We start from the raw sequence: 25,604 nt of genomic DNA, 5'->3' as shown, positions 1-25,604 counted from the left end.
GAATAGGCAGCCAGGCTCGGTACGTGTTGTCATTATAACATGACATGTTTATTACGTAAAAGCGCAAAAGGTCGTGGTTTTATTCGCGTTATGCAGTCTTTGTGCAACCGTAAGCGTCGAAAGTTCTCCAGATAGGCATAAATTCTTACTGAACCGGGAAGGCAGGCACAGGATATGCGGTCTTCCTTCCCGAAAGAAGGTCGGTTATGTTATATTTTGAGTTGAGTACATTGTATCACGAACATCTCCCGCTTACCTATTCGTCCTTTTGGACAGAAGGAATGGTTTTCCTCGGCTTGGCTCCGGATGAAGATCGCGGTTTAGGATGGATACAAGATGCTGGGCTGATGAATTCACAGACAAGGAGCAATGATCCATGATTAAGCATATTGTTCTCTTCAAATTGAAAGACAGTTCACCCGAGAGTGTGAATGTAACTGCAGCGGTGCTGCGCAATATGGACGGTAAAATTCCGTTTCTTCGTTCGCTTGAAATTGGAATCGATGTGATCCGCTCTGAGCGTTCTTACGATATATCGCTGATTGCGGAGGTGGACAGCCTGGATGATTTGAAAGCGTACCAGGTTCATCCCGCCCACCAGGCTGTAATCCAGCATATCAACGAAGTTAAAGAGGTATCCATCGCTGTAGATTATGAGTTTTAGCATCGGAGGTGCTTAGTCAGCCATGTATTATGTGAACAGGGAACAGATCGAGCTGAGGCTGAACGCAGTACCGGCGATTGCATCCGCACTACGGCAGGCTGCCGAAGACTGGGACGGAGGCCTGCTGTACGGAATGGTGCAGGAAAGAGCGCTGCATCTCGGAATCGAGACGGTTACGGATGTCGGCAGCTATCTGATCGACGGTTTTATTATGCGGGATGCTAGCAGTTACGAGGATATCATTGAGATCAATTTTAATGAAGGCGTCTTCAGCCGTGAAATATACGAGGTACTGATGAAGCTTGTAGGGCTTCGCAAGCCGCTGGTCCAGGATTATTACGTATGGGAGCGCAGTGCACTCCACGACCTGACACCTGTGCTGCCTGCTGTGCTGGAGCAATTTGCCGGAGCTGTACATGCGTATCTGGATCAGGAGTTAGGCGCTGCGGCGCCTGTAGAACAGGAATAGGGCAGCATACGAACGCCGCTATTCGTTAGGAGGAGCAAGATGGAACAATCCAATCAGCAACAGGAAGTTGACGATCAGACTTCAGGCTTTCAGCCTGTATACCGCATTGAATTACTGTTTCATGAGCGTCCGGTTATCTCGGAGTCTTCTCTGCAGGAAGCTATGACCCGCTACAGCGGGGGTGTTCCGCTGCCGGCCCATATGCTTGAGGCTTTTCGGAAAGCTTTCAAGGAGCGTCAGCCGGAAGGACTGGGAGAAGAACTGCCGTTGATTTATGTGCACACCCGCTATACGGCTAAGATGAAGGACGCGGACATTCCGGTTCAGACGCTGATTACGGGGCCTGTAGAAGTGAAAGAGCCGGAGCGCTGGGAGAAGTCGCTGCAGCAGGCCTGGCATTGGCCGGAGGCGCGCAGTACGGTATCCAAGGTAAAATACAGTGTGACTCTGCAGGACATGTTCGGTGCAGGTCTGCCATACAGCGAGCGTCTTGAGCTGATGCAGTCTGCACTGCGAGCCCTGCTGGACGTCCTGCCCTGTGAGGCAGTCTATTGGTATACCAGTGACAAGCTGGTACAGCCGCAAGCGTACCTGGAGGCCCTGAAGCAGGAAGACATATTGTACGGGGCTATGAATGTCCGGATGTATCAGGTTGATCGGGGTGCTGGAGAGAATGACATCATCATGGATACCCTGGGGCTGTCGGCTGTGGGGATACCGGATATCCAATGCCACTTTAACGGCCTGGATCCGGACAAGGTCGCTGAATCCGTCTATGGCGCAGCGTATTATGTGTTCCACAACGGTGACATCATCGAGAATGGACAGAGCATCGGCTCTGCAGGTGGACAGCAGTGGCGCTGTGAGCATCAGCATGCGCTGGCGAAGCCGCAGCGGTTCGTGCTGGATCTGGACCCCGGAGCGCCGCATAATGCAGGTCGCGGACCAGCCGGCGGGAGTGAACAATAACATGGACAGACAGCGGGAGGTCATGGTATGAAGATTCAGCCTGAGATGTCAACCAGGCAGCTGCTAATGACGCTCCTCAAGACCAAAGGGCCCATCGCTGTAAGCCGCCTCGCTGCCGAGCTGGGTATTACAGAAATGGGCGTCCGCCGCCATCTCAACCAGATGGAGAAAGACGGCTATATCGAGACGACTGTAGTCCGCCAGGCGATGGGAAGGCCAACCTTCCTGTATGCATTAACTGAGCACGGGCATGAGCAGTTTCCGCGGAATTACAGCCACCTGCTGCTGGAGCTGCTGGAGGAACTTGATGACAGCCAGGGATCTCAAGCGGTACACCAGCTGTTCGATGGACGCAAACACAAGATGCTGGACCGGTATGGACCCAAAATGGAAGGCCGGGATTTGAGCGAGCGGGTGGCAGAGCTTACGTCCATACAGCATGCAGGCGGATATATGGCACACTGGGAACAGGAAAAAGACGGCAGTTATACGCTGTACGAGTACAACTGTCCCATCAATGAAGTCGCCCGCCGTTACCAGCATGCTTGTGCCTGTGAGCAGTCTCTGTTTCAGGAGCTGCTGCAGGCTGAAGTTACACGCACAGAATGCCTGGCTTTGGGCGGTTCATGCTGCAAATACCGTATCCAGCCGCCTGGGCCAAGTGCCTGAATTTTTTAGTCCCGCTTTGTATCCTGACAGGCTGCTCCTGCTTATAATGAATCAACCAATGGGCATTCGCCCGGTATGTTCGACATAAGGAGAGATGTAGCATGAACGAGAAGAACAAAGGTCTGCTGTGGGGATTGTTGGCAGGGAGTGTTGCAGGCGGGGTCACAGCGCTGCTGCTTGCGCCAAAATCGGGCAAGGAGCTTCGGCATGATATTGCGGATGGAGCGCGTCTGGTCGGGGACAAGAGCCAGGAGCTTGTTAGCAAGGTGAATGAACAGCGTATTGTGCTGGTGGATAAAATCAAAACAACGGCTGGCCTGGTCATCGAGGATCTGCAGAGCCTTCGTGCCTGCAAAGACGAAGAGCAGGAGCTTGCGACCACCTCTTCGTTAGACAGCAGCGAGGAAGCCGTTGAGGAAGAACGGCAGGATGAAACGGAACTGCAGTAAGCTGTTATGGTTAAAACAGGCCGCTCCGACAAGGAGCGGTCTTTATCTATGCAGATAGCAAACAGAATGGGTTCGTATAACGCCCTGCTCTGGAGCCGGGTTGCTGCCTGTTTACTTTTCGGGTAAGATTTTGAAGGTACCTTTTGCAGTGCGTCTACATAAGGTATGAGGAATGTTTATTTGATAAAGAAGGAAGCGGTGTGTTCGTGCAGCAGGCAATTGCAATACTAGATTCCGGTGTAGGGGGGCTGACCGTCGCCAAAGAGGTGATGAGGCAGCTGCCGCGGGAGAAAGTCATCTATTTCGGGGACACCGCCCGAACGCCTTACGGACCCCGTAAGTCCGAAGAAGTAAGAAAGTTCACGGAACAGATCGTAGATTACCTGATCCAGTTTGATCCTAAAGTCATCATTATCGCATGTAATACGGCAACAGCGGCAGCGCTGGATTATATTAGCCGCAAGGTATCCATTCCGGTGATCGGGGTGATCCATCCCGGGGCAAGAGCAGCGATTACCGCGACGAAAACCGGAAGAATCGGTGTCATCGGTACGGTAGGTACGATCGGGAGCAATGCCTATGCGTCTGCGCTGAAGCAGCTGTCGCCCTACGTAGGTGTGTACAGCTTGGCCTGCCCGGATTTCGTGCCGCTTGTAGAGCGTGGAGAATTCCGTTCCGAAGAGACGACACGTACAATCAAGGCTTCGCTGGAGCCGATCAAGCAGCAGCCGATCGATTGTCTGATTCTGGGGTGTACCCATTATCCGTTCCTCACGGAAGGTATCCAGGAAGTTATGGGGCCCCAGGTGAAGCTGATCAGCTCTGCGGATGAGACGGCGCGTGAGACCAGCACTATCCTGTACGACAAGGGCAAGCTGGCAAGCGGAGAGGAGACTCCGGTGCACCAATTTTTCTGTTCCGGAGATCCGGAAATGTTCCAGCGTATTGCCAAGCAGTGGCTGGGCGAGCAGATTCGTAATACCCCGGTCGTATGGCAGGTTTCTACACTGGATTAGCATATCAAGGGATGAAGTTAAAATAAGACAGCGAGAGAGCCGGATTTCCGTTAGCGGAGGTTCGGCTCTCTGGCGTAAGAAGGGTACTGCAGAAACATGACGGACAGGAAGTCATACATATAGTATAGGGTAGACAGCGTTACCAGAGGAGGTATTTAAGTACCGTGAATTCATACATTGTCGAAAAAGGAGACACCCTGGAGCGGCTCGCCTGGCGTGCGGGTTACCCATCCGGCGTGCTGACGGCCGCCAATCCCTGGCTTGTACGCCAGCCGTATCTGATTCCCGGCCAGATTATCAGCCTGCCCGATCCGCCTCCTGTCCCCCGGTACCAGCTGCAGCAGGGGGATACGGTCGACCAGATTGCCATACAGTTTCAACGAACAGCAGAAGCACTGGTTGCGGCGAATCCATCCTTGGAGCCAGGTCCATGCCAGCCGGGAGTTGAAATTGTCATTCCCCGAGTTACCGAAGAAGCTGTTGTTCATCTGCGCGGAGAATACGGGTACGATACGCTGATGGACGATCTGGCTTCATTGAAAAACAGATATGACAGGCTGGAGACCGGGATGATCGGTCATTCTGTACTTGGAAAGCCGATTCCCTACGTCCGGATTGGGCATGGGCCGTTCCAGCTGCATGTGAATGCCGCAGTACATGCGAATGAATGGCTGACGACACCTGTACTGCTGCGGTTTGTAGAAGACTTGGCTGAAGCTGTCGAGCACGGAGGGCCTCTCCACGGCACAGATCCCACCCGCTGGCTGGAGCAGACGACATTATGGGTCGTTCCCATGGTGAACCCGGACGGAGTGGAACTTGTGCTGGAAGGCGCAGGACCATCTCATCCTTGGTACGGAAAACTAATGGAATGGAATGGCGGTTTGCCTGATTTCCGCAGTTGGAAGGCCAACATTCGCGGGGTGGACTTGAATGACCAGTTTCCTGCTTACTGGGAAGAAGAAGCCAGACGCCGGCTGCAGAAGGGACCGGGTCGCCGGGATTATGGCGGAGAGAGCCCGCTCTCCGAGCCTGAATCCAGGGCCCTTGCGGACTGGACGATCGAACGGAATTTCGACGCGGTTTTGTCGCTGCACAGCCAGGGGGAGGAGATATATTGGAACTACCGGGATTTTGAGCCGAAGGAGAGCCTGCAGTGGGCAATTCGGCTGGGGGCTGCCTCCGGTTACCGGCCGGTAAAGCTGAGCGGCAGCGATGCCGGTTATAAGGACTGGTTTATTTACCATTTTCGGAAGCCGGGTTTTACGATTGAGGTCGGCTCAGGCCGCAATCCGCTGCCTTTGTCCGACTATCCCGCCATCCGGCGGGAGGTAGCCTGCCTGCTGGGAGCGGCGATGTCTGAGTTAACGATAAAAAAATGAAACCCTTCGTCTTTGCGAATGATATAATACAAAGAGCGGCTTTCGAACTAGAAAGCCGTTCCTATATGCTGTAATACGAAAGGAATGAATCGCCGATATGAAAATGAAAAAACTGCTGTCCCTGCGGCAATGGTCGCATATATTCCGCCGGGTTCCCCGGTTCTTGATGTCGCCTCAGGTGGCGACTGCGGACAAGCTGCTCTTTTTCATTCCTGTTGTTCTCTACTGGGTACTGCCGGACGTCATGCCGTTCATGCCCATTGATGATATTGGAGTTACGATGCTGCTGATGAACTGGTTTGTATCGCGCGTCGAGCGGAAATATCCGGCTCTGGGAGGGGCTGGCACGCATTGATTTGTCATAAAAGGGCGTATTGCGCTGAACGATAGAATTCTTTACAATAGGAATATTGAACTTCATTAAAGGAGATGTCTTTTCTATGAAAGCCAAAATTACCCGTAACGCCGCGAAGGTCATTAAGCGCGAGCTGGATAAAGAAGAAAACCAAGGCAAAGCACTGCGTGTAGTGATCACTCATGCACATGGTGACCATGCCCATTACGGTCTGGATTTGGATACAGCAGGCGAGAACGACGTAGTTGTATCGACCGACAAGGAGATTGACGTTATTCTTGAAGCGAATCAACCGCTGCTGGATGGCGTAAAGATTGATTATTTGTACCTGCCTGAGGAAGGTTTTGTCATTACAAATCCGTCTCAGGGTAATCACGGCGACCACTAATCGTCTGGATAGAGAAGGGATAGATTATGGCTAACGATATCCGAGTATGCGATAAATGCAATCATATCCGATTGAAGTCGATTGTGCCGAAGCTGGAGAAAATGGCACCGGATGCCGAGATCAAGATCGGCTGCAAATCGTATTGCGGACCTTGCGGTAAACGGGCATTTGTATATGTGAACGGCCGTTATGTCTCAGCACCTTCCGAAGAAGAAGTGCTGGCCAAAGCATCGGCGTTTATCAAACAACCTGTCTCAAAATAAAAGAAGCCTCTCTGCTCGCTGCATAGTTCAATCTGTTATTATCCATCCTAGGAAGGAAACGCAGAGAACTTGCTGCACTGAGAAGGGAGCGTAACCGACCTATGACCCGCAAAGAACAACCGAGTATGCAGGAGCCGAGTGTGATTTCTCAGGCGCAGAATGCCGTAGAGACTGCACACCGGTCCGTCTCTTCGGCCTTGTCCCATCCGACCTCACAGCTGATTGAGCAGGCTGAGAACTCATTGGCCCATACTGAGAACGCAGTTGAGCAGGCGCGTCTCCGCTTGGGAGGACAGGCTGTTGAGCTGGCTGAGGACATGCTTGGCGAAGAGAAGGAACGACTGGCTAAGCTGAAAGGGAATGAGTCCTAGAAGAACTGCCGGTGGGATTAACATTTGATGAAGTTTTATTCTCCAAAAAGGACCAGCCGCTCCCATGATTATGGGGCGGCTGGTCCTTTTTGGGTTGAGTCTGCCACATAGACGGTGTGACAGTCCTTATTCCGAGGCGGATTCCTCATTGCGCCGGCGCGGCGGCAGCGGTCCGAAGAACTGATAAAATTGGCATTCGATCCGGCCATTGAACAGCTTGCGGCGCTTGTCCGCTTTGCGGCCAAAGTAATGCTCGAACTGCTTGGTCGGGCTGATTGCGAAAAAGGACCAGGTTGGCAGCTCAAGTGCGCTGCGTCCGAACTGGCGGATCATTTTCTCTACTTCTTCACTCTCGCTCAGCCGCTCCCCGTAAGGAGGATTCGTGATCAGCACGCCATAGTCACCCTCGGGTCTCGCCTTATGCACCGGGAGCACGTCCAGCTTGATGTCTTTGGCGAACCCGGCGCTCTTCACGGCAGCCTGGGCAATCTCGATAACCGCTGGGTCGATATCACTGCCGGCAATCTGCAGCGGAATGTCGTCTTTCACAGCGTCAAAGGCTTCTTCCCGTGCTTCTTCCCAGATCTGCGGTCCGATGACAGGCCAGTGCTCGGAGTTAAACGAGCGCCGCAGTCCTGGTGCGATGTTCCAGCCGATCATGGCGGCTTCAATCAGCAAAGTGCCGGAGCCGCAGAATGGATCATAGAACGGACGCTCCGGTGTCCATCTGCTCAGTTGAACCAGCGCAGCGGCCATGGTTTCTTTGAGCGGTGCTTCTGTGACGAGACGACGGTATCCGCGCTTATGCAGACCGGCCCCTGTCGTATCGAGTGTAAGCAGCGCTACGTCGTTGAGCAGGATCACCTCGATTACATAACGAGGGCCATTTTCAGGGAACCATTCATTATGATAGGTCTGCTTCAGCTTCTCCACGATCGCTTTCTTCACAATTCCCTGAGAGGCGGGAACGCTGCTTAGCTGTGATTTGTGGGAACGGCCCTCGACCGGGAATTCGCCGTTCTGCGGGATCCAGTTCTCCCATGGAAGTGCTTTGGTGCCTTCGAACAGTTCATCAAAGGTCCTGGCCGGAAACTCACCCATTTTGATCAGAATCCGGTCCGTCGTACGCAGCCACAGGTTGCAGCGCGCGATATCTTTCAAATCTCCGGCAAAAGTTACCCGGCCGTTCTCGACAGTCATCTCTTCATATCCAAGTTCTTTTAATTCACGTGCTACGACCGCTTCCAGTCCCATCGGTGCAGTCGCAATCAGCTGCAATTGAGCCATGTTATTCATTCAACTCCATCTTGTTGTTCGGCCTTGAAGAAAGCCGCCTTGTCAAATACCTTGTAGCGATTCCTTAAAAACAATACAATCTATATTATAGATTCGGAACAACGTTTCATTGCCTACATCGATCCAGGGGTTATCCTTAGATTGATTTGCAGCAAAGGTTCATTTGTCTAAGGGTTCTTTGTCTACGGTTTCTTTGTTTAGTTTTTTTGTTCAGGGGTTCTCTTGTATAGTATAGGCGATTGTGTTTCGGGTGACAAACCGTAATATCACAGATACCCTGACTGCTGAACCGGGCAGCGCCGCGTAAGATAAAGACGGCTATTTATTGAAGGAGGAATATATTTTGAACACCACACCAGAAGATTATATTGACCAGCTGTTCCAAGAGGACGAGCTTTTGTTAAAAGTAAAGGAAACCATCCGCCAGAAAGGGATGCCTGAAGTGTCGGTCGCTGCTGCTTATGGCCGATTGTTGACGATGCTGATCCGTATTTCTGGGGCCCGTCACATTCTGGAGATTGGCGCTCTGGGCGGTTACAGCGGCATCTGTCTCGCTCGAGGCATGGGAGATGAGGGCAGGCTGACATCACTTGAGCTAAAAGAAGAGTATGCGGCACTTGCCGGGCAGCATCTGGCCGAAGCTGGTTACGGCGATCGTGTCGAGTACCGGATCGGACCGGCAGCCGACAGTCTGGAGCAGTTGAAGCAGGAAGGGCGCAAGTTCGATTTCTTCTTCATTGACGCGGATAAGGAGAATTATCCCGCCTATCTTGAATACGCCATCGAACTGGGCAATCCGGGAGCTATGATTGCCGGGGACAACTGCTTTCTGCGCGGCAGGACACTGAATTGGGACAAGAACGGTCCTTCCGTACAGGCGGTCAGACGTTTTAACCAGCTTATTGCAGAAGATGAACGGTTGGAGAGTACACTGCTGCCATCGTATGACGGATTAGCCCTGGCGCGTATCCGCTAAAGGGTGGAAGACAGTAAGCCTTCCATTTAGGAGGCTTTTTTACATACCGGGATGCTTTTTAGGTTAACAGGTGTTTTATTAAATCCAGGAACGCTGAAATAAAAAACAGCAGGCTCTCCTTGGGGGGAACCTGCTGTTTGTGGTTTGTCTGTTTCCGCTGATTACCGGAAATTTGGCGCACGCTTGCGGGAATACAGCTTCATGCGCACCCAGAACATGTTCAGAAGCAGCAGACAGCCGGATACGATGAACAAGCCTTCGATCCCGATGTAGCCTGCCATAAAACCGCCGATGATAGCGCCCAGCATATTGCCGAGTGCAAGCGAGCTTGTGTTGAATCCGAATGCCCGGCTCTCCATGCCCTCCGGTGTGTAGGAGCGGATAAGGGCATTGACGCTTGGCAGCAGTCCGCCCATAAAAATCCCCATAAAAAAGCGGATAATCATCAGCTGCCAGACGGTATGGACAAAGGCCTGGGGGATGAGCAGCAGCCCGGTTCCGATCAGTGAGAAGGTGAGCACCCGGTGTGCCCCCAGCTTGTCGCTGAGCCTCCCAAGCAGCGGTGCAGCCGCCATGTTGGAGAGTCCGGTTACGGCGGTAACGAAGCCGGCCCAGAAGGTCAGGTTGTTCGATGTTCCCGGCATTTCTCCGACATAAAGCGGCAGCAGGGACATCGGGCTCATCATCGCGAATTGAAGCAGGAATGTCACCGCGAACAGCGCAGGCAGCTGGGGTGCATGGCTGAGCTCTTTTAAGCCGCCGATAACAGAAGCCTGAGGTGTGTGTGATGCTTCTTTCCGGTCGAAATTTTCCTTGACGAAGAACAGAGCGAGCAGTGATGCAGCGAAGATCAGGGTACCGGTAATGTAGAAAATCGGCCGGAAGCCCACGACACCTGCCAGCAGACCGCCGATCAGCGGTCCCAGAATGGTTCCTGCCATTTGACCGGACTGCATGATGCCCATGGAGAAGCCCATCCGTTCTTTTGGCGTTGTGCTGGACACCAGAGAGATCGACGCCGGGTTAAATCCGGATATCGTACCATTTAACAGGCGCAGGCCGAGAAGATGCCACGGTGTTGTGGCAAAGCCCATGCATCCGATCACGATCGCCATACCGAATCCGGATCGGAGCAGCATGACCTTGCGTCCGAAGCGGTCAGCCATTTTCCCCCAAATCGGCTGGAAAATGAAAGAGGTCAAAAAGTTGGCCGCAAAAATAAAACCGGCCCATAGTGCAATCCGGTGTTCGCCTTGAACGTGCAGATCCATCGCCAGATAAAGCGAGAGGAACGGTGTAATCATGGTCATCCCGGCATTAACCAGAAATTGACCGAACCACAGCACGATCAGGTTAAGTTTCCATGCTTTCATGTGCCGTCACATCCTTTCCAAAGCACATGCCTGAGCATTTTGCGTTATTCGAAAACAGCTTCGCACGTAACGCCAAATGCAGACTCTAAAAAAATCGCGTTTTTCCAGTATATCATACTTCATTGAAACTTTACCCAAATGTCATGGTTTTGTCATTTCAAGTCGAACGATGCCAGTTGTTACCCTCAATCAAAAAGGGCATAATGAAAACTATGAGGTAAGTTCTGAAACTGGAGGCTCACTATGACTTATAATGATACATTTATCCGCGCTTGCCTAAAGCAGGATGTGAACCATATTCCCGTCTGGTACATGAGGCAGGCAGGACGTTACGACCCCGATTATCGGAAAATCAAAGAAAATTACACGCTGCTCGAAATTTGCAAACAGCCGGAACTGGCTGCAGAAGTAACACTGATGCCCGTACATAAATTGGGTGTAGATGCGGCTATTCTCTATTCTGACATTATGAATCCGGTCGCTTCGCTGGGAATTGACTTTGATATTGTCAAAAATATAGGGCCGGTCATCCATAATCCGATCCGCACGGCGGCGGACATTGACCGGCTGCGTCCCATTGATGTAGATCGTGATCTGTCCCACATTATGGAGACCATCCGCATTCTGGACCGTGAACTGGACCGTCCGCTCATTACGTTCGCGGGGGCGCCGTTTACAATTGCCAGCTATCTGATCGAAGGCCGTCCTTCCAAGGGCTACATCCGGACCAAAACGATGATGTATAGTGAACCTGAACTCTGGCACCGTCTGATGAACAAGCTGGGGGATATGGTGATCACCTATCTTCGCGCCCATGTGGCTAACGGAGGCAAGGCATTCCAACTGTTCGACAGCTGGGTAGGAGCATTAGCTCCGCAAGATTTTAAAACCTTTGTCCTGCCGACCATTAAGCGTATTTTTGCCGAATTATCGGATTTGAATGTGCCCAAAATTTATTTCCCCGGCGTCAGCTCGGGAGAGCTTCTTCCATTCATGGAAGGCCTGCAGGCGGATGTGATTGGTCTGGACTGGCGAGTATCCATTGAGGAAGGCCGGCGGAGAGTGGGCAGCGCCTTTGCGGTTCAGGGGAACCTGGACCCTTATGTGCTGACCGCCCCGATTGATGTCATCAAGCAGCATGCGAAGCAGATTATCGATGAAGGTATGATAGAGCCCGGGTATATTTTTAACCTTGGTCACGGACTGTTCCCCGAAGCTTCCATTGATAAGCTCAAAGAGCTGACAGACTACATTCACGATTATTCAAGCAGTGCTCTTAAGCAAAAGCAGCATACTTAAACGGACCTAATATTCAAGGAGTGAGATCAATGACCACCAAAGTCGGAATTTTGGTAATGTCCTACGGCACACCGGAAAGTCTGGAAGACGTAGAAGCCTATTACACACATATTCGCCGCGGTAACCCGCCCTCACCGGAACAGCTCAAAGAACTGGTTGACCGCTATGAAGCTATCGTCGGCGGGGTGTTCCCGCTCCGTCAGAATACGGACCATCAGGTAGAAGAGCTTCAGGCTGCTCTAGACGAGGCCAGCCGGAACCAGGATGTTGAGTTTATCTGCTATCAAGGATTGAAGCATGCCTATCCGTTTATCGAAGATGGTGTGGAGCAGATGGCGCGCGATGGGATTAAGCAGGGGATCGGCATTGTTCTGGCTCCCCATTATTCTGTAATGAGTGTAGGCAGCTACATCAAACGGGCGCAGGCCAAAGCCGAGGAAGCTGGCGTCTCGATGGAATTCATCGAGAGCTATCACCTGCATCCGAAGCTGATCGAGGCGCTGTCCGATCGAGTGAACGCCAAACTAGACCTCTTTATCGAAGCGGGTGCCAAGCGGGATGACGTACGTGTACTCTTCAGCGCCCACAGCCTGCCGGAGCGAATTCTTGCTATGGGTGATCCTTATGTAGATCAGCTCATGGAGACCTCCCGTGCAGTTGCCGAGAAATCCGGTGTGACGAACTGGCAGTTTACTTGGCAGAGCGCCGGCCGGACCTCCGAGCCTTGGTTGGGTCCGGATGTGCTGGACACCATGCACAAGCTGAGTGAGGAAGAACAGGTGAAATACGTTCTAGTGGCTCCGGTTGGTTTTGTGTCAGATCACCTTGAAGTGTTGTATGACCTGGATATTGAAGCCCAGGCTGTTGCCGGGGAGCTGGATATGCGTTTGCAGCGGATTGATTCGCTGAATTCGGATCCGCTGTATATGGAGACGCTGAGCGACACGATTATTACACTGTGGAAGCAGCAGCACGCATAATAGCAGGCCTTGTATCATCAAGACACCCTTCTGCAGGGCGCCGGAGAACCCGCGGGTTTGGACGGACGCGCTGCCTGAAGGGTGTTTTTTTGTGACTGCAATCTCTTTCATATGGGAACTGGAATCTATTACTGGTATAATATAATGGTATGTTTTCCAGTCTAGTAGAAGGAGTGAACCATGTACCCACCCAGATCTGATAAGAAACAAAACAATCACCGTAAGCGCAAATCCCGAAAATTATGGATAATGACCAACACTGTGCTTGTGCTTATGATTGCACTCGTCGTGATTTTATTAAGCCTGAATGACCAGGTGTTTAACTCAGGAAGCAGTCATCCGGCAGAAGGGCAGCCGGAAGCGGCTTCAGGAGGCCAGAAATCTTCCACGACAGCACAGGAAGAACAGCCTTCTGCAGCATCGGAGGATGATGGGAAACCAACGCAGAAAACCGTGAACCCTAAGCGTGATGAATCTACAGCGGATTCGTCATCATATGATACGAAAAGCGAAAGCGCTTCTTCTGCAAAGAAGCAGTCACAAAAGACAACGAATCCGGATCATTCAGCGGAAGACAAGCGTACTTCCGCCCAGACGGATGGCAAGGAGCAAAATGTCCGACAGACGGAACAGCAGAAGCCTGCCGGGCAGAATTCTCCAGCTGCCCCTGCCAATAATCCCGCCTCCCCTGCCAGTGCAGCTCTAACACTCAATTTTGGCGGTGATGTCCAGTTTGCCGGCAAGGTAGAGAGTCTGCTGGAGCAGAAGGGATATCAATACCCTTATCAATATCTTGGTAATACCTTTACATCCAAATCATTAAATATCGTCAATCTGGAGACACCGGTGACTACCGGGGGGGCTGGGGCAAAGAACAAGCAGTATGTGTTCAAGTCTTCACCCCAAGCTCTGGAGGCTATGGCCAAAGCCCATGTCGATGCTGTCAATCTGGCGAACAATCATATACTGGATCAGGGTGTCAGCGGCCTGCTGGATACTCTTCAGCATCTGGACCGCAATGGAATTGCCCATGCCGGTGCCGGCCGCAGCAGTCAGGAGGCATTCGCTCCTGCTTACCTGGAGAAGCAGGGCATCAAGGTGGCACTGCTGGGCTTCACCCGGGTCATTCCGGAGAGCAGCTGGAACGCGGGAGTATCTACACCGGGTGTCGCTGCCGCTTATGATGCAGCAGCCGCCAATGCAGCCATCAAGGAAGCACGCAAGCATGCGGCTCTGGTAGTGGTGGTGGCACATTGGGGTAAAGAAAGAGTACTGACGCCGGATCAGAATCAGACCCGGCTGGCGCATGGTTTCATTGACGCCGGTGCCGACCTGGTGATCGGAGGACACCCGCATGTCCTGCAGGGGATGGAGAAATATAAGGGCAAGTGGATCGCATACAGTACCGGCAACTTTATATTTACCAAATCATCCAATGCAGCCACGTGGAATACAGCAGTCTTCCAAGCGTCATGCAGGGCAGATGGACAATGCGGTATGAAGCTGATCCCGTTCCGGACCGAGCTGGGTCAGCCTGTTCCTGTACAGGGACAGGAGGCCCAGGCGATTCTGAACCAGATTCAGAACTTATCGATCGGAAACGTGCGGATTGGCCAAGATGGACAGGTGACCTCCGGCAGCTAGCGTGCAGACAGAAGACCGGGAGGAGTGAAACTATGGCAAATCTATGTGTGGCGCATCGCGGTCATTCCCGGATTGCGCCGGAGAATACGATGGCGGCTTTCCGCCGGGCTGTTGAGCTGGCCCATGTATCCTGGATGGAGCTGGATGTGCAGCTGTCGAAGGACGGCATTCCCGTTGTCATCCATGACTTCAAGCTGGAGAGGACGACGAACGGTCAGGGACGTGTCGCGGACTTGACCTGGGAGGAGCTTCGCAGGCTGGATGCCGGGGGCTGGAAGGACCGTGCGTATAGCGGCGAGAAAATCCCCTCATTAAATGAAGTGCTTAAGCTGTGCAAGGGACGTATGAAGCTTAACATTGAACTGAAGACATCAGGTCAAATGTACCCGGGACTGGAGCAGGCAGTTCTGGAAGACCTGCGCGAACATGAGATGGAGCAGGACGTGGTTATTACCTCCTTCGATCATGGTGCCTTAACCCGAATGAAGGAGATTGCCCCCGGAATCCAGACGGGTCTTATTATGGATGCCCGGCCGGCGGATCTGCTCCAAAGGGTGCTGCGTCTTGGCTGCAGCTTTCTGTCCATTGGATACCCGTGGATCGATTCGCGTCTGATGAAAGAGATGAACGATGCGGGCATCAAGGTGATGGTATGGACGGTGGACAGCCGCCGCATGATGCGCAGAATGGCTTTCCGCTATCCGGGGCTCATGATTTGTACGAACCGGCCGGACATCTGGGAGCACGCGATGGCATTGAAGCGCTGGGCCTTATTCCGCCGCTAGACTGCCTGTCCGGATGTCTGATATATCTTATGGAAAAGGAATGATCTCTCATGAACCGAAGCATTCAGAATGTGTACTGTGTTGGACGCAACTACCGGCTGCACGCTGCCGAACTGGGCAATGCCGTACCGGATGAGCCCATGATCTTTCTCAAGCCTTCCCATGCGGTAGCCGCACTGGATGGCCGTGAGCTGCCGCTCCCCGCTGACCGGGGTGAGGTTCATTTTGAAGGAGAACTGGTTCTTTCGGTCGGCCGTACCTATGAACCGGGTATGAAGGTGGATGAACTGATTGACGGTTTTGCACTGGGGATCGATTTTACCCTCCGCGATGTGCAGAGTGTACTCAAGCAGAAGGGCCACCCATGGACAGCAGCAAAGGGCTTCAAGAACTCGGCACCTGTATCGGCATTTCAGCCGTTTCCAGGTACAGCCGAGCTGGAGAAGTATGAGTTTACGCTAGCCAAAAACGGGGAGGAGCTGCAGCGTGGTAATATCAGAGACATGATCTTTTCCCTGCAGGAGATTGTGGACTACGTGGCTGAGCATTACGGTCTGGGTGAAGGCGATATCATCTTCACCGGAACACCTGCAGGAGTGGGGCCAGCCGTAAAAGGTGATACCTTCGAGCTGGCATGGAAGGATGAAAAACTAGGAAGCTGCCGAATCGGGTAAATTTCCGGTTGATCTGGTCATGTCTGATGTCATAAGAGTCTGCCTTCTGCCTTCGGGAGGAGCAGGCTCTTTTCGCTGCTCATGAAGAACTCATGTTATAATAATCATACTAACGGCTGAATGCCGGACAAGGGAGCCGTTGTATGCTGGACTGGATAATAGGTGCTGTCTGTGCTGTAGCTGTAGGCGGTGCTGCTTTTGCCAAAAAATCACTTACGCTCTCGGGATTTCTGGCGGCTGTAGTTATGGGGGCAGTCTACTACGGAGCAGGCAATGTGTTCTGGTTCGGAACGCTGCTGCTGTTCTTTGTTACTTCTACCGCTTTGTCGAAATACAAGCAGGAACGGAAGAGGGATCTGGAACAATCGTATGCCAAGACAGGAGAACGTGATGCCGGACAGGTGTTTGCGAACGGGGGCATTGGTATGGTGCTTTGTCTTCTAAATGCTGTTTGGCCGAGTCCGCTCTGGGGGTATGCATTTATAGGCGTTATGGCGACGGTCACTGCGGATACCTGGGCAACCGAGATTGGCAGTCTCAGCCGCAGGGCCCCGCGCTCCGTCTTGAACGGAAAGGTTTTGGAACCGGGAGCTTCGGGCGGCGTATCCTGGTTAGGTTCTGGAGCTGCCGCAGCAGGTGGTCTGCTGATCGGACTGGGTGCCTGGCTTTTCCTCGACCTAATGGGAACCCCGGCTTTGTCTTTGCCGGGATGGGTGCTGATGGGACTGCTTGGCGGATGGGCAGGCGCTTTTACAGATTCATACCTGGGCGCTACAGTCCAGGATATGTACCGCTGTACAGTATGCGGGAAATGGGTGGAAGTACAGGAGCACTGCGGGCATCCGACCGTTCATGCCAGAGGCTGGTTATGGATGAGTAACGATGCAGTTAATCTGATCAGTTCCTTGGCAGGAGGAGCAGCTGCTGTCCTGATTGGATACACGGTGCAATAAGACAAAGCGAGAAGGAGGGAGAACCGTTGAGTATAGTACAGGGGGAGAAGCATGAGGCAATCCTTGACGCAGCCTATTCACTCTTCGGTTCCAAAGGCTTTTACGAGACCAAGATGTCAGACATTGCGGAAATAGCCGGTATAGCCAAGGGAACCATCTACTTATATTTCAAGAGTAAGGAAGAGCTGTTTACGGCTGTAACCCGGCGGGACTGCGGGCAGTTTCTGGACAGTATGCGGGCAGCGCTGAAGATTGTCGGCTTTGAAGAACGGCTGCAGGTGCTGGCAGACCGTCACCTTCGTTATTATTATGAGCGGAAGGAGCACACGAAGCTGTTCTTTCGCACACCTAACAATGATCCGGATTTGATGGAGTTCATGCACCAATTTTTCCGTGAGTATACCAAGCTGGTGCAGGACGTCCTTGAAGAGGGCGGTATTGCCGAACCCGGACTGCATGCAGAATCGTTCATTGGTATGATGGACCGTCATAAAATGGACATCATGATGAATCCGTCATTTAACGAGCAGGAACTGGAGAAGAGATCTTACTTTGTAGCCTCGCTGTTCCTACACGGCTGCATGGCGGCTGAGGAAAGCGGAAGGCCCGTCCTCGTGAATCGCTCTCAACAACAATAAGAAAAAGCAGGTATCTGACCATGAATATGATGACAGTAGAACATATAACCAAGACATACGGGGACAAGGTACTGTTTCGCGATGCCTCTTTCGGCATGGACGATCAGGATAAGATTGGTATTGTCGGTGTGAATGGAACAGGCAAGTCGACTTTTCTCAAAGTCATTGCCGGCTTGGAGCCCGCAGACAGCGGCCAAATCTCCATCGGCAGCGGAGTCAGGGTGCAATATCTATCACAGAATCCGAGCTACAATCCGGATCATACCGTACTGCAGCACATCTTCGAAGGTGATCTTCCGGAGATGAAAGTGGTGCGTGAATATTCAGAGACGATGGAACTGATCGAGCTGAATCCTTCAAGTCCCGAGCTGCAGCAGAGACTGATCAAACTGAATCAGCAAATGGACTCCCTGCAGGCCTGGCAGCTGGAGAGTGATGCCAAAACCATTTTGTCGAAGCTGGGCATTACCCGGTTTGATGCGCATATGGGAACACTTTCGGGAGGACAGCGCAAGCGTGTGGCTCTGGCTGCTGTTCTGATTCAGCCCTGTGAGCTGTTGATTCTGGATGAGCCGACGAACCATATTGATAATGAATCTGTAGCGTGGCTGGAGCAGTATTTACAGAAGAGACGCGGCGCGCTTCTGATGATTACGCATGACCGTTATTTTCTGGATCGCGTTGCAAGTGTGATGATTGAGCTCGATCAGGGACACCTGTTCCGCTACGAAGCCAATTACTCGCGTTTTCTGGAGCTGAAGGCGGAACGAGAGGAACGGGAGGCAGCGTCCGAGCAGAAGCGGCAGAATCTGCTTCGTAATGAACTGGCCTGGATCCGGCGTGGAGCCAAAGCCCGTTCGACGAAGCAGAAGGCGCGGATTGAACGTTTCGAGAAGCTGAAGGAGCAGCAGCCGGAGAGCCGCAGTGGAGCTGTTGATATTTCGGTAGCTTCCACCCGGCTGGGACGTAAGATTATTGAACTGGAGCACATCGGCAAGGCCGTGGAAGGCCGGACTTTAGTGAAGGACCTCAGCTATACGGCAGTTCCGGAAGATCGTGTTGGAATCATCGGCCCGAACGGAAGCGGCAAATCCACACTCCTGAACATGATTGCCGACCGGATTCAGCCGGATTCAGGACAGGTAACGGTTGGAACGACCGTCAAGTTTGGCTATTTTACACAAGAACATCAAGAGATGGACGGCAGCCTGCGTGTGATGGAATACATTAAGGAAGAGGCTGAAGTGATCACGACCGCGGATGGGAGCAAAATAACGGCCGGGCAGATGCTGGAACGTTTCCTGTTCCCGCCAGCCATGCAGTGGACGTTCATTAATCGTCTGTCGGGCGGAGAGAAGCGCCGATTGTATCTGCTGCGAGTGCTTATGTCTTCGCCGAACGTGCTTCTGTTGGACGAACCGACGAATGATCTGGATATCCAGACGCTGGCAGTGCTTGAGGATTATTTGGATGATTTTCCTGGTGTCGTCTTTACAGTATCACATGACCGATACTTCCTCGATCGTACAGTGGAGAAGATCATGGCTTTTGAAGGCGAAGGGCATGTACGTGTTCATGTGGGCAACTACAGCGAATACATGGAGTGGATGGACAAGAATGGACCGAAACGTGAAGCGAATGCGGGCGAAGCTGGAGGCGGTAAGCAAACCGAGCATCCACAAACGGCTGCTCCTGCACCTAAGCCCAAAGAGAAGCTGAAATTCAGCTATAAAGAGCAGCGTGAATTTGATATGATCGATGACACGATTGCTGCAGCAGAAACGAAGCTGGAGAAAATCGGTCAAGAGATGGAGAAGGCGTTCAGTGATTCAGCCCGGCTGCAGGAGCTGCTGGCCGAGCAGGCAGCTGCTGAACAAAAACTGGAGCATCTGATGGAACGCTGGACGTATCTCAATGAGCTGGCGGAGAAGATAGAACAAAGTAAATAAGACCCGTAAAGACTATCATAAATAACATGAAAGGCTGCTGCCAGGAAGGATTACTTCCCGGCAGCAGCCTTAATTTGTATATAATGACTTGAATTCACTCCACGGCCGTTATTCCTAAGCGCGGATATAAGCGATCAGCAGCTTGGCCGTATTCACTACCGCCTGCTTGTGTGTACGCTCCATAGAGTGCGATGCATGAACACCCGGCCCGATCAGGGCAGCCCGGATGTTGCTGCCCCCGCGCAGAGCGGCTGAAGCGTCAGATCCATATTGGGGATAGATATCCACTGCGTAAGCAATGTTCTCTGCTTGTGCAAGCTCAATGAGCTTGGAAGTCATATGATAATCATATGGTCCCGATGAGTCTTTGGCACAGATGGAAACATCGGTCTCCTTGCAGCTGAGGTCATCTCCCATCGCTCCCATATCCACGGCGATCATTTCATCGATGTCTGCCGGGATATAAGACGTACCATGTCCAACTTCTTCATAGTTGGAGATGAGGAGCTTCACATTGTAATGGGGCTTCCAGCCGTCTCGCTTGGCTGACTCCAGCAGGCCGAATAACGCTGCCACACTGGCCTTGTCATCGAGATGGCGGGATTTGATGTAGCCGCTGGATGTGACAACTGCACGTGCGTCGAAGGAGATAAAGTCGCCGACTGCGATGCCCAGCTTCTGTACGTCGTCTTTATTCTCCACCAGCTCATCGATGCGAACCTCCATATGATTTTCTTTGCGTTCGAAGGTTCTGGCATCCGGATAGACATGAACAGACGGATGCAGGGACAAGATGGTCCCGGTATAGGTTTGCCCGGAGCGGGTATGAATTTTGCAATACTCATTCTCGATACTGTGCATCGTAAAGCCGCCGACGGACGTCAGCTTCAATGTGCCGTGAGGTGTGATGGAGCGCACCATGGCACCCAGTGTATCCACATGGGCGCTAAGTGCTAGAGTACGGCTGTCATCTTCACCAGCGAGTTCCAGGATGGCACCGCCTTTGGCGTTCCAGCTCACAGGCACACCGAGCTTGTCCGCTTCGGATTGGATCCGTTCCATGATGTGATGGGTATAGCCGCTGGGGCTGGGTGTATTCAGCAGCTCTTCCAGCAGTTGAAGCATATATTTTTCGTTTAATTGGGATGACATAATGATTGCAAATCCTCCTTTTATTGTTCGCCGCGGTTCTTGTTCGGCATGGCCGTGTCCTGAAGCAGCGGCTGTTCACTCTCCTGTGATTCGAGGGAATTCCATTCCACTGAACGGTCATCAACGACCGGTGCCGTTCCGGCAGAAGGAGCAGCATGATTCGGTTCATATCCGGTGGCTTCCTGAATTTGTTGGAGTTGAGTTCGTAACTGTTTGATCTGGCGCTGCAGACGATACTGACGATAGATCCCGAAGGCTCCAACGACCAATCCTCCGATAAGGGCACAGCTGAGGATGAGCAGAATCAGAGGAACGGATACGGTGCTGAACATGAAGTTTACCTGTACAGGGTCGACGTTGATGACTGCAAAGACTGCGATCAGAAGAGCGAATATAAGTGCGGCGATCAGAGACCATTGCATTTTCATAACGAAGCCACCTCCTTTGACAACAAGTATAAAATCCCTTGTCACAGCGGGCAAGGGATTTTATTGCACCATATAGGCGGTGCGCCTGTGTAAAACGAAACGGATAGCTCAAAAGCTATCAGGAAGTCAGCTTCTCCAGCTGGGATATAACATCCTCGAATACGCTCATTGCTTCGCGGACGGGCTCCGGTGTGGACATGTCTACGCCGGCCTTTTTGAGAATTTCGATGGAATAATCACTTCCGCCGCTTTTCAGGAAGCTGAGGTACCGGTCAACCGCCGGCTGGCCTTCCTCCAGAATCTGTTTGGAGAAGCTGGTTGCAGCCGAGAAGCCCGTGGCGTATTTGTATACATAGAAACTGTTGTAAAAGTGGGGGATTCTTGCCCACTCCATTTCAATGTCTTTGTCAACGGCCATATCGTTGCCATGATACTTGACGTTAAGATCATAATAAATCTCGGACAGCAGCTGCGGTGTCAGGGATTCGCCGGCTTCTGCACGTTCGTGCACGAGCTTCTCGAACTCGGCGAACATCGTCTGACGGAACACCGTTGTGCGGAACTGGTCCGCATAGTAGGTCAGCAAATACAGCTTTTCCTTTGGATCGGTCGACTTTTTCAGCAGATAATCCATCAGCAGAGCCTCATTGGTAGTCGAAGCGACTTCTGCCAGGAAAATCGTGTATTGGGCATCCCGGTAAGGAAGTGTCGTGTCCGAGTAGTAGGAATGTAAGGCGTGACCCATCTCATGCGCAAGGGTAAACATGCTGTTCAGGTTGTCTTTATGGTTCAGCAGCACATACGGGTGTGTGCCATAGGCACCCCAGCTGTATGCGCCGGTACGTTTGTTTTCATTCTCATAAACATCAATCCAGCGCTCGTTATAACCTTTTTGCAGAGACTTCAGGTAATCTTCGCCCAACGGTTTGAGTCCCTCGATGGTTGTCTTCTTGGCTTCATCATACGTGATATCCATTTTGTATTCTTCAACCAAAGGAGCAAAGAGATCGTACATATGAAGTTCATCAACGCCGAGGAGCTTCTTGCGCAGCTTCATATAACGATGCAGCAAAGGAAGGCTCTCATGAATCGTGTCGATCAGGTTTGTATACACTTCCTTAGGAATGTTGTCCCCATAGAGCGACATTTCCAGTACAGAAGGATACTTGCGCACACGGGAGTAAAAAATGTTCTTGGTTACGTTAGCACTCAGTGTAGCAGCAATCGTGTTTTTGTTTGCGGCATAAGTCTCATATACGGCCTTGAAAGCCCGCTCGCGGACTTCACGGTTCGGATTCTCCAGGAATTGAATATAGCTGCCATGGGTAAGTTCTACTTCGTTGCCATGCTCATCCTTGATCTTGGGAAACTTCAGATCCGCATTGTTCAGCATACCGAAGATAGTCTGCGGCGCCTGTGACAGGTTGCCTACCTGTGCCAGCAGGGCTTCTTCATTCTTGCCGAGGATGTGAGCCTTCTCACGTTTGAACTCGGTCAGCGTGAATGCATAAGGCTTTAGTGCAGGATCTTTAATGAGAGCATCCAGCTGATCCTCCGGCAGTGCCAAAATTTCCGGAACGATAAAGGAAAGAGCTTCCCGGACTTCAACGCTCAGCTTTTTTGCTTTTTGGGATAACGCCTGATATGTAGGATTCGCAGTGTCCTCGTCATGATGCAGATGGGCATAGACATACACGCGCTCGGTCTTCAGGGACAGCTCGTCTTCCAGCTCGAAGCAGGCTTTGATGCCTTGAGCGGTGTCCAGTTTGCCTTGGAATTCAGCGGCCTTGCTGGCCAGAGCTTTGACTTCGTCGTATTCCCGGTTCCAGGACTGCTGGTCAGGGAACAAATCTTCCAGTTTCCAGCTGTTTTCAGCAGCAACTTCAGATCGTTTCAACACTTTACTCATGGGGAGCCTCCTTTGATTGGTTACAGATAATTGCTGAGGTGCGGCCCCCGGCTCAGCGGAATCCGCTGCAGCGGGAGCCAGCATGCAGCCGGCCAGAAGGGCGGCAAGACAGGCGGTTAATTTCATGGGTTATCCTCCCCAAAGCGTTCAATGTACATGTAGTATGACCGCTTCGGAAGAAGTTTATTGCTAAACGATGGAATCAGGCACCCATGCCCAGCAGACTGAATATAATGAGGAAAAAGGCAACACACATCATGATGACGGCGAACAGGGCCATCCAGCGCTTAAAAGGCGGAGCAATGGAATCGCGCTTGAGGATGAGGACAATGGATAAGGTGAAAGCCAGTATAATAAAAATCAGTATATTCCCTGTATTCATCCGGCAGACTACACCTTTTTGAAAGCGTCCATGATCTGGCGCCATTCTTCCTCGTTACCCTGGAATGATTCCTTATTAAAGCGGTTTTCCGCCCAATTCATTAACGCAGGACGGCTGAGGAAGGTATGGGTTTCTTCGCCCCAGTCATCCGAGATTTCACGCAGCACGATGTAACGCCCCTGGACTTCGACGGTCATCATGTTCCACTTGTCTTTTTTATATATTTCATGTTTTTTAATCATTGGCAATTTCTCCGTTTTTTGAGGTTTTGGGTCAATGATACCGCACACCCCGCTGCAAAGCAAATGGCATTCCTCAGAGGCCAAATGTGAATTGCAATGTAAGAAACGATGAAGTATAATGTAGACATTCGCCCTAGATGGCGATATTTTTAGGAGGTTGTTCACTTGAAAGGTACAGTTAAATGGTTTAACGCAGAAAAAGGCTATGGCTTCATCCAAGTTGAAGGTGGCGAAGACGTATTCGTACACTTCTCCGCAATCCAAGGCGATGGCTTCAAAACGTTGGAAGAAGGTCAAGCGGTAGAATTCGAAATCACTGAAGGCAACCGTGGCGCCCAAGCAGCTAACGTAATCAAATTGTAAGATTGGTTCCTCACGGAACTCTTATAAAAGCACGGATGAATTGACTAATGAAAGACGCAATTGTTCGACAAGAAGATTGCGTCTTTTTCGCTCTCATAGATGTAATCACACTAAAGACCCCGGGTTCCGTCGCAGAACGGCTGCCCGAGGTCTTTTTTTCATAACTTAATTGATTTGTTCTACTGAATGGGTTCAATTATGCTGGATTGGTGAAAAATCAAAATTCAGTTGGTGAATCAGCGGTTACCGAATCAGTGGACCTTACGAGAAGGGGTTTCAGGATCAGACCAGCGAAAGCCGCAAGTGAAAATGCCATCGCCGTGTAATAAAAGGCTGTTCGTCCCGCCTCCTCAAATATGATGCCGCCAAAGGCGCCGCTGAGCAGACCCGAGGCGCTGGACCACACGATGGTAAACAGGGCCATGCCAGTAGCACGGAATTGAGAAGGCACCAGCCGTGTCAGATATCGGAGAGAGGTTACATAGAAGATACCGAAAGTGACACTGTGCATGGCCTGAACAGCCATCATGCCGACGGGCGTATCTACAATTCCCATGAGGAAGAACCGGAGTACATACATCAGGCTGGCGATAATCAGCAAGGGCAGCTCCCGGAACCGGTCTCCGTACAGACTGAGCAGGAAGAACATCGGAATTTCACTGATCGATGAGACGAGCAGAGCCCAGCCAATCAGGCCTTGATCAGCCCCCAGATCCTGCAGGGATATTGTCAGGAATGCTTCGTTCATGCGATGTCCGATCGCCAGAAGGAACACACATGCGAAAAACCACAGCATTTCCCGGCTGCGCAGGATATCAAGGATACCAGATACATTCATTTTACCGGGTGCACCGCTGCTTTGATCATGGAGCCGAAACCCGATGACCAGAGAGATCAGTGCTAATCCGATTGCAACCCATATAGCCCAGGACGAACCGGCCGAGGTCAGAATATAGCCGATCACAATGGCGAAGAAAGCATAACCAAGAGAGCCGAATACGCGGATGGTAGTGAAATTTTTGCCGTATTTGGCTGCCGTCGAGATGGACATCGTATCCGCAAGCGGATAAATCGGATAATAGAAGAAGTAGAAGCAAGTAATAATGAACAGAACCATCCCGAATGAAGAGGTTGCTGCAAGGCAAAGGGCGAGCAGCATTTGTCCTGCCAGCAGTACCAAAAGCACCTTCTTAATTGTGCCGTATCGGTCACTGGCCATGCTCCAGAACATATTAGAGAAAATAGAGATCATGGGGCCGATGGCGTACAAATAACCAATCTGGGTGCTGCTGAAGCCGAGATGCCTGTAATAAAGCGGGAAATAAGACACCAGCAGAACCATCGCTCCGAATACGGTGAACAGGAAGGCGCGCAGCCAGGCCTGATCAGGCCGCTTAACTAAACTAGATTTCATAATTGAAGGACTCCGTTCTGTCGATTTGCGTGTAAGCGTAGACCGATTATAAAATATTGCCATTATATCACGGGATGTCAAGCGGAAAACGACTTTAAAAAATATTCAATTTTAGCTGTTCTCAGGCCTTACCATGACTTAGATCATTTGTA

General features: G+C 51.7%; 29 protein-coding genes. 21 read left to right on the top strand and 8 right to left on the bottom strand.

Annotation, left to right across the window (positions count from 1 at the left end):
* Nucleotides 1-376: 376 nt before the first annotated feature.
* From Q5741_RS06425 to Q5741_RS06375, 11 genes are all read left to right on the top strand, one after another.
* Nucleotides 377-664, top strand: coding sequence for a Dabb family protein (locus tag Q5741_RS06425; protein ID WP_305023227.1), 288 nt, complete (start codon nucleotides 377-379; stop codon nucleotides 662-664).
* 22 nt (nucleotides 665-686) lie between these two features.
* The gene (locus Q5741_RS06420; protein WP_305023226.1) at nucleotides 687-1,133 is read left to right on the top strand and encodes a DUF86 domain-containing protein; all 447 of its coding nucleotides are present in this window, start codon (nucleotides 687-689) and stop codon (nucleotides 1,131-1,133) included.
* A gap of 39 nt (nucleotides 1,134-1,172) precedes the next feature.
* Nucleotides 1,173-2,102: a DUF4261 domain-containing protein gene (locus tag Q5741_RS06415; protein ID WP_305023225.1), complete on the top strand. Its 930-nt coding sequence runs from the start codon at nucleotides 1,173-1,175 to the stop codon at nucleotides 2,100-2,102.
* A gap of 27 nt (nucleotides 2,103-2,129) precedes the next feature.
* On the top strand, nucleotides 2,130-2,771 hold the full coding sequence (locus tag Q5741_RS06410; protein ID WP_305023224.1) for a helix-turn-helix transcriptional regulator: 642 nt from the start codon (nucleotides 2,130-2,132) through the stop codon (nucleotides 2,769-2,771).
* A gap of 101 nt (nucleotides 2,772-2,872) precedes the next feature.
* Nucleotides 2,873-3,220 (top strand): YtxH domain-containing protein, encoded by a 348-nt coding sequence (locus Q5741_RS06405; RefSeq protein ID WP_305023223.1) that lies wholly within the window; start codon nucleotides 2,873-2,875, stop codon nucleotides 3,218-3,220.
* Between the two features lie 206 nt (nucleotides 3,221-3,426).
* Entirely contained in the window at nucleotides 3,427-4,236 is an 810-nt protein-coding gene (gene racE / locus Q5741_RS06400; RefSeq protein WP_305023222.1) for a glutamate racemase, read from the top strand.
* A 164-nt stretch (nucleotides 4,237-4,400) separates the two neighbouring features.
* On the top strand, nucleotides 4,401-5,618 hold the full coding sequence (locus Q5741_RS06395; RefSeq protein ID WP_305023221.1) for a M14 family metallopeptidase: 1,218 nt from the start codon (nucleotides 4,401-4,403) through the stop codon (nucleotides 5,616-5,618).
* A 97-nt stretch (nucleotides 5,619-5,715) separates the two neighbouring features.
* Nucleotides 5,716-5,973, top strand: coding sequence for a hypothetical protein (locus Q5741_RS06390; protein ID WP_305023220.1), 258 nt, complete (start codon nucleotides 5,716-5,718; stop codon nucleotides 5,971-5,973).
* Between the two features lie 85 nt (nucleotides 5,974-6,058).
* A complete protein-coding gene (locus Q5741_RS06385) occupies nucleotides 6,059-6,361 on the top strand; it encodes an iron-sulfur cluster assembly accessory protein (RefSeq protein WP_305023219.1) in 303 nt (100 codons plus the stop codon).
* Nucleotides 6,362-6,387: 26 nt separating this feature from the next.
* Complete coding sequence (locus Q5741_RS06380; protein WP_305023218.1) at nucleotides 6,388-6,624, top strand: DUF1450 domain-containing protein; 237 nt, start codon at nucleotides 6,388-6,390, stop codon at nucleotides 6,622-6,624.
* 101 nt (nucleotides 6,625-6,725) lie between these two features.
* Nucleotides 6,726-6,995, top strand: a complete 270-nt coding sequence (locus tag Q5741_RS06375; RefSeq protein ID WP_305023217.1) for a hypothetical protein — start codon at nucleotides 6,726-6,728, stop codon at nucleotides 6,993-6,995.
* Nucleotides 6,996-7,121: 126 nt separating this feature from the next.
* Here the strand turns inward: Q5741_RS06375 and Q5741_RS06370 are convergent, their stop codons facing one another.
* On the bottom strand, nucleotides 7,122-8,282 hold the full coding sequence (locus Q5741_RS06370; protein ID WP_305023354.1) for a THUMP domain-containing class I SAM-dependent RNA methyltransferase: 1,161 nt from the start codon (nucleotides 8,280-8,282) through the stop codon (nucleotides 7,122-7,124).
* 352 nt (nucleotides 8,283-8,634) lie between these two features.
* On the opposite strand from Q5741_RS06370, the gene Q5741_RS06365 reads away from it, so the two are divergent.
* Nucleotides 8,635-9,267 (top strand): O-methyltransferase, encoded by a 633-nt coding sequence (locus Q5741_RS06365; protein ID WP_305023216.1) that lies wholly within the window; start codon nucleotides 8,635-8,637, stop codon nucleotides 9,265-9,267.
* Nucleotides 9,268-9,428: 161 nt separating this feature from the next.
* Here Q5741_RS06365 and Q5741_RS06360 read toward each other — a convergent pair whose 3' ends face one another.
* Nucleotides 9,429-10,640 carry an MFS transporter gene (locus tag Q5741_RS06360; RefSeq protein ID WP_305023215.1) on the bottom strand — a complete coding sequence of 404 codons (1,212 nt, stop codon included), beginning with the start codon at nucleotides 10,638-10,640 and terminating at the stop codon, nucleotides 9,429-9,431.
* A gap of 243 nt (nucleotides 10,641-10,883) precedes the next feature.
* Between Q5741_RS06360 and hemE the strand changes: the two genes are divergently transcribed.
* The 8 genes from hemE (at nucleotide 10,884) to Q5741_RS06320 (ending at nucleotide 19,562) form a co-directional block, all read left to right on the top strand.
* Nucleotides 10,884-11,939 carry a uroporphyrinogen decarboxylase gene (gene hemE / locus Q5741_RS06355; RefSeq protein ID WP_305023214.1) on the top strand — a complete coding sequence of 352 codons (1,056 nt, stop codon included), beginning with the start codon at nucleotides 10,884-10,886 and terminating at the stop codon, nucleotides 11,937-11,939.
* A 29-nt stretch (nucleotides 11,940-11,968) separates the two neighbouring features.
* Nucleotides 11,969-12,919: a ferrochelatase gene (gene hemH, locus Q5741_RS06350; RefSeq protein WP_305023213.1), complete on the top strand. Its 951-nt coding sequence runs from the start codon at nucleotides 11,969-11,971 to the stop codon at nucleotides 12,917-12,919.
* A gap of 180 nt (nucleotides 12,920-13,099) precedes the next feature.
* Nucleotides 13,100-14,563, top strand: a complete 1,464-nt coding sequence (locus Q5741_RS06345) for a CapA family protein (RefSeq protein ID WP_305023212.1) — start codon at nucleotides 13,100-13,102, stop codon at nucleotides 14,561-14,563.
* Nucleotides 14,564-14,595: 32 nt separating this feature from the next.
* Complete coding sequence (locus Q5741_RS06340) at nucleotides 14,596-15,348, top strand: glycerophosphodiester phosphodiesterase (RefSeq protein ID WP_305023211.1); 753 nt, start codon at nucleotides 14,596-14,598, stop codon at nucleotides 15,346-15,348.
* Between the two features lie 50 nt (nucleotides 15,349-15,398).
* Nucleotides 15,399-16,022, top strand: coding sequence for a fumarylacetoacetate hydrolase family protein (locus Q5741_RS06335; RefSeq protein ID WP_305023210.1), 624 nt, complete (start codon nucleotides 15,399-15,401; stop codon nucleotides 16,020-16,022).
* A 146-nt stretch (nucleotides 16,023-16,168) separates the two neighbouring features.
* Entirely contained in the window at nucleotides 16,169-16,975 is an 807-nt protein-coding gene (locus tag Q5741_RS06330) for a DUF92 domain-containing protein (RefSeq protein WP_305023353.1), read from the top strand.
* Nucleotides 16,976-17,001: 26 nt separating this feature from the next.
* Nucleotides 17,002-17,613: a TetR/AcrR family transcriptional regulator gene (locus Q5741_RS06325; RefSeq protein WP_305023209.1), complete on the top strand. Its 612-nt coding sequence runs from the start codon at nucleotides 17,002-17,004 to the stop codon at nucleotides 17,611-17,613.
* A 20-nt stretch (nucleotides 17,614-17,633) separates the two neighbouring features.
* Nucleotides 17,634-19,562: an ABC-F family ATP-binding cassette domain-containing protein gene (locus Q5741_RS06320; protein WP_305023208.1), complete on the top strand. Its 1,929-nt coding sequence runs from the start codon at nucleotides 17,634-17,636 to the stop codon at nucleotides 19,560-19,562.
* Nucleotides 19,563-19,676: 114 nt separating this feature from the next.
* On the opposite strand, the gene Q5741_RS06315 is transcribed toward Q5741_RS06320, so the two are convergent.
* The 5 genes from Q5741_RS06315 to Q5741_RS06295 form a co-directional block, all read right to left on the bottom strand.
* Nucleotides 19,677-20,714, bottom strand: a complete 1,038-nt coding sequence (locus Q5741_RS06315; RefSeq protein WP_305023207.1) for a M42 family metallopeptidase — start codon at nucleotides 20,712-20,714, stop codon at nucleotides 19,677-19,679.
* A gap of 20 nt (nucleotides 20,715-20,734) precedes the next feature.
* Entirely contained in the window at nucleotides 20,735-21,142 is a 408-nt protein-coding gene (locus Q5741_RS06310) for a LapA family protein (protein ID WP_305023206.1), read from the bottom strand.
* Between the two features lie 118 nt (nucleotides 21,143-21,260).
* Nucleotides 21,261-23,051, bottom strand: coding sequence for an oligoendopeptidase F (gene pepF, locus Q5741_RS06305; protein ID WP_305023205.1), 1,791 nt, complete (start codon nucleotides 23,049-23,051; stop codon nucleotides 21,261-21,263).
* Between the two features lie 202 nt (nucleotides 23,052-23,253).
* A complete protein-coding gene (locus Q5741_RS06300; protein ID WP_305023204.1) occupies nucleotides 23,254-23,433 on the bottom strand; it encodes a hypothetical protein in 180 nt (59 codons plus the stop codon).
* 8 nt (nucleotides 23,434-23,441) lie between these two features.
* Complete coding sequence (locus tag Q5741_RS06295) at nucleotides 23,442-23,675, bottom strand: hypothetical protein (protein WP_305023203.1); 234 nt, start codon at nucleotides 23,673-23,675, stop codon at nucleotides 23,442-23,444.
* 165 nt (nucleotides 23,676-23,840) lie between these two features.
* Between Q5741_RS06295 and Q5741_RS06290 the strand changes: the two genes are divergently transcribed.
* Nucleotides 23,841-24,038, top strand: a complete 198-nt coding sequence (locus tag Q5741_RS06290) for a cold-shock protein (RefSeq protein WP_305023202.1) — start codon at nucleotides 23,841-23,843, stop codon at nucleotides 24,036-24,038.
* 217 nt (nucleotides 24,039-24,255) lie between these two features.
* Here the strand turns inward: Q5741_RS06290 and Q5741_RS06285 are convergent, their stop codons facing one another.
* A complete protein-coding gene (locus Q5741_RS06285; protein WP_305023201.1) occupies nucleotides 24,256-25,452 on the bottom strand; it encodes an MFS transporter in 1,197 nt (398 codons plus the stop codon).
* Between the last annotated feature and the right edge of the window lie 152 nt (nucleotides 25,453-25,604).

The sequence above is a fragment of the Paenibacillus lacisoli genome (genome assembly GCF_030580655.1).
Classification (GTDB): Bacteria; Bacillota; Bacilli; order Paenibacillales; family Paenibacillaceae; genus Paenibacillus; species Paenibacillus lacisoli.
The sequence above is the reverse complement of the archived record's forward strand: the minus strand, read 5'-3'. Positions and strand labels throughout refer to the sequence as shown.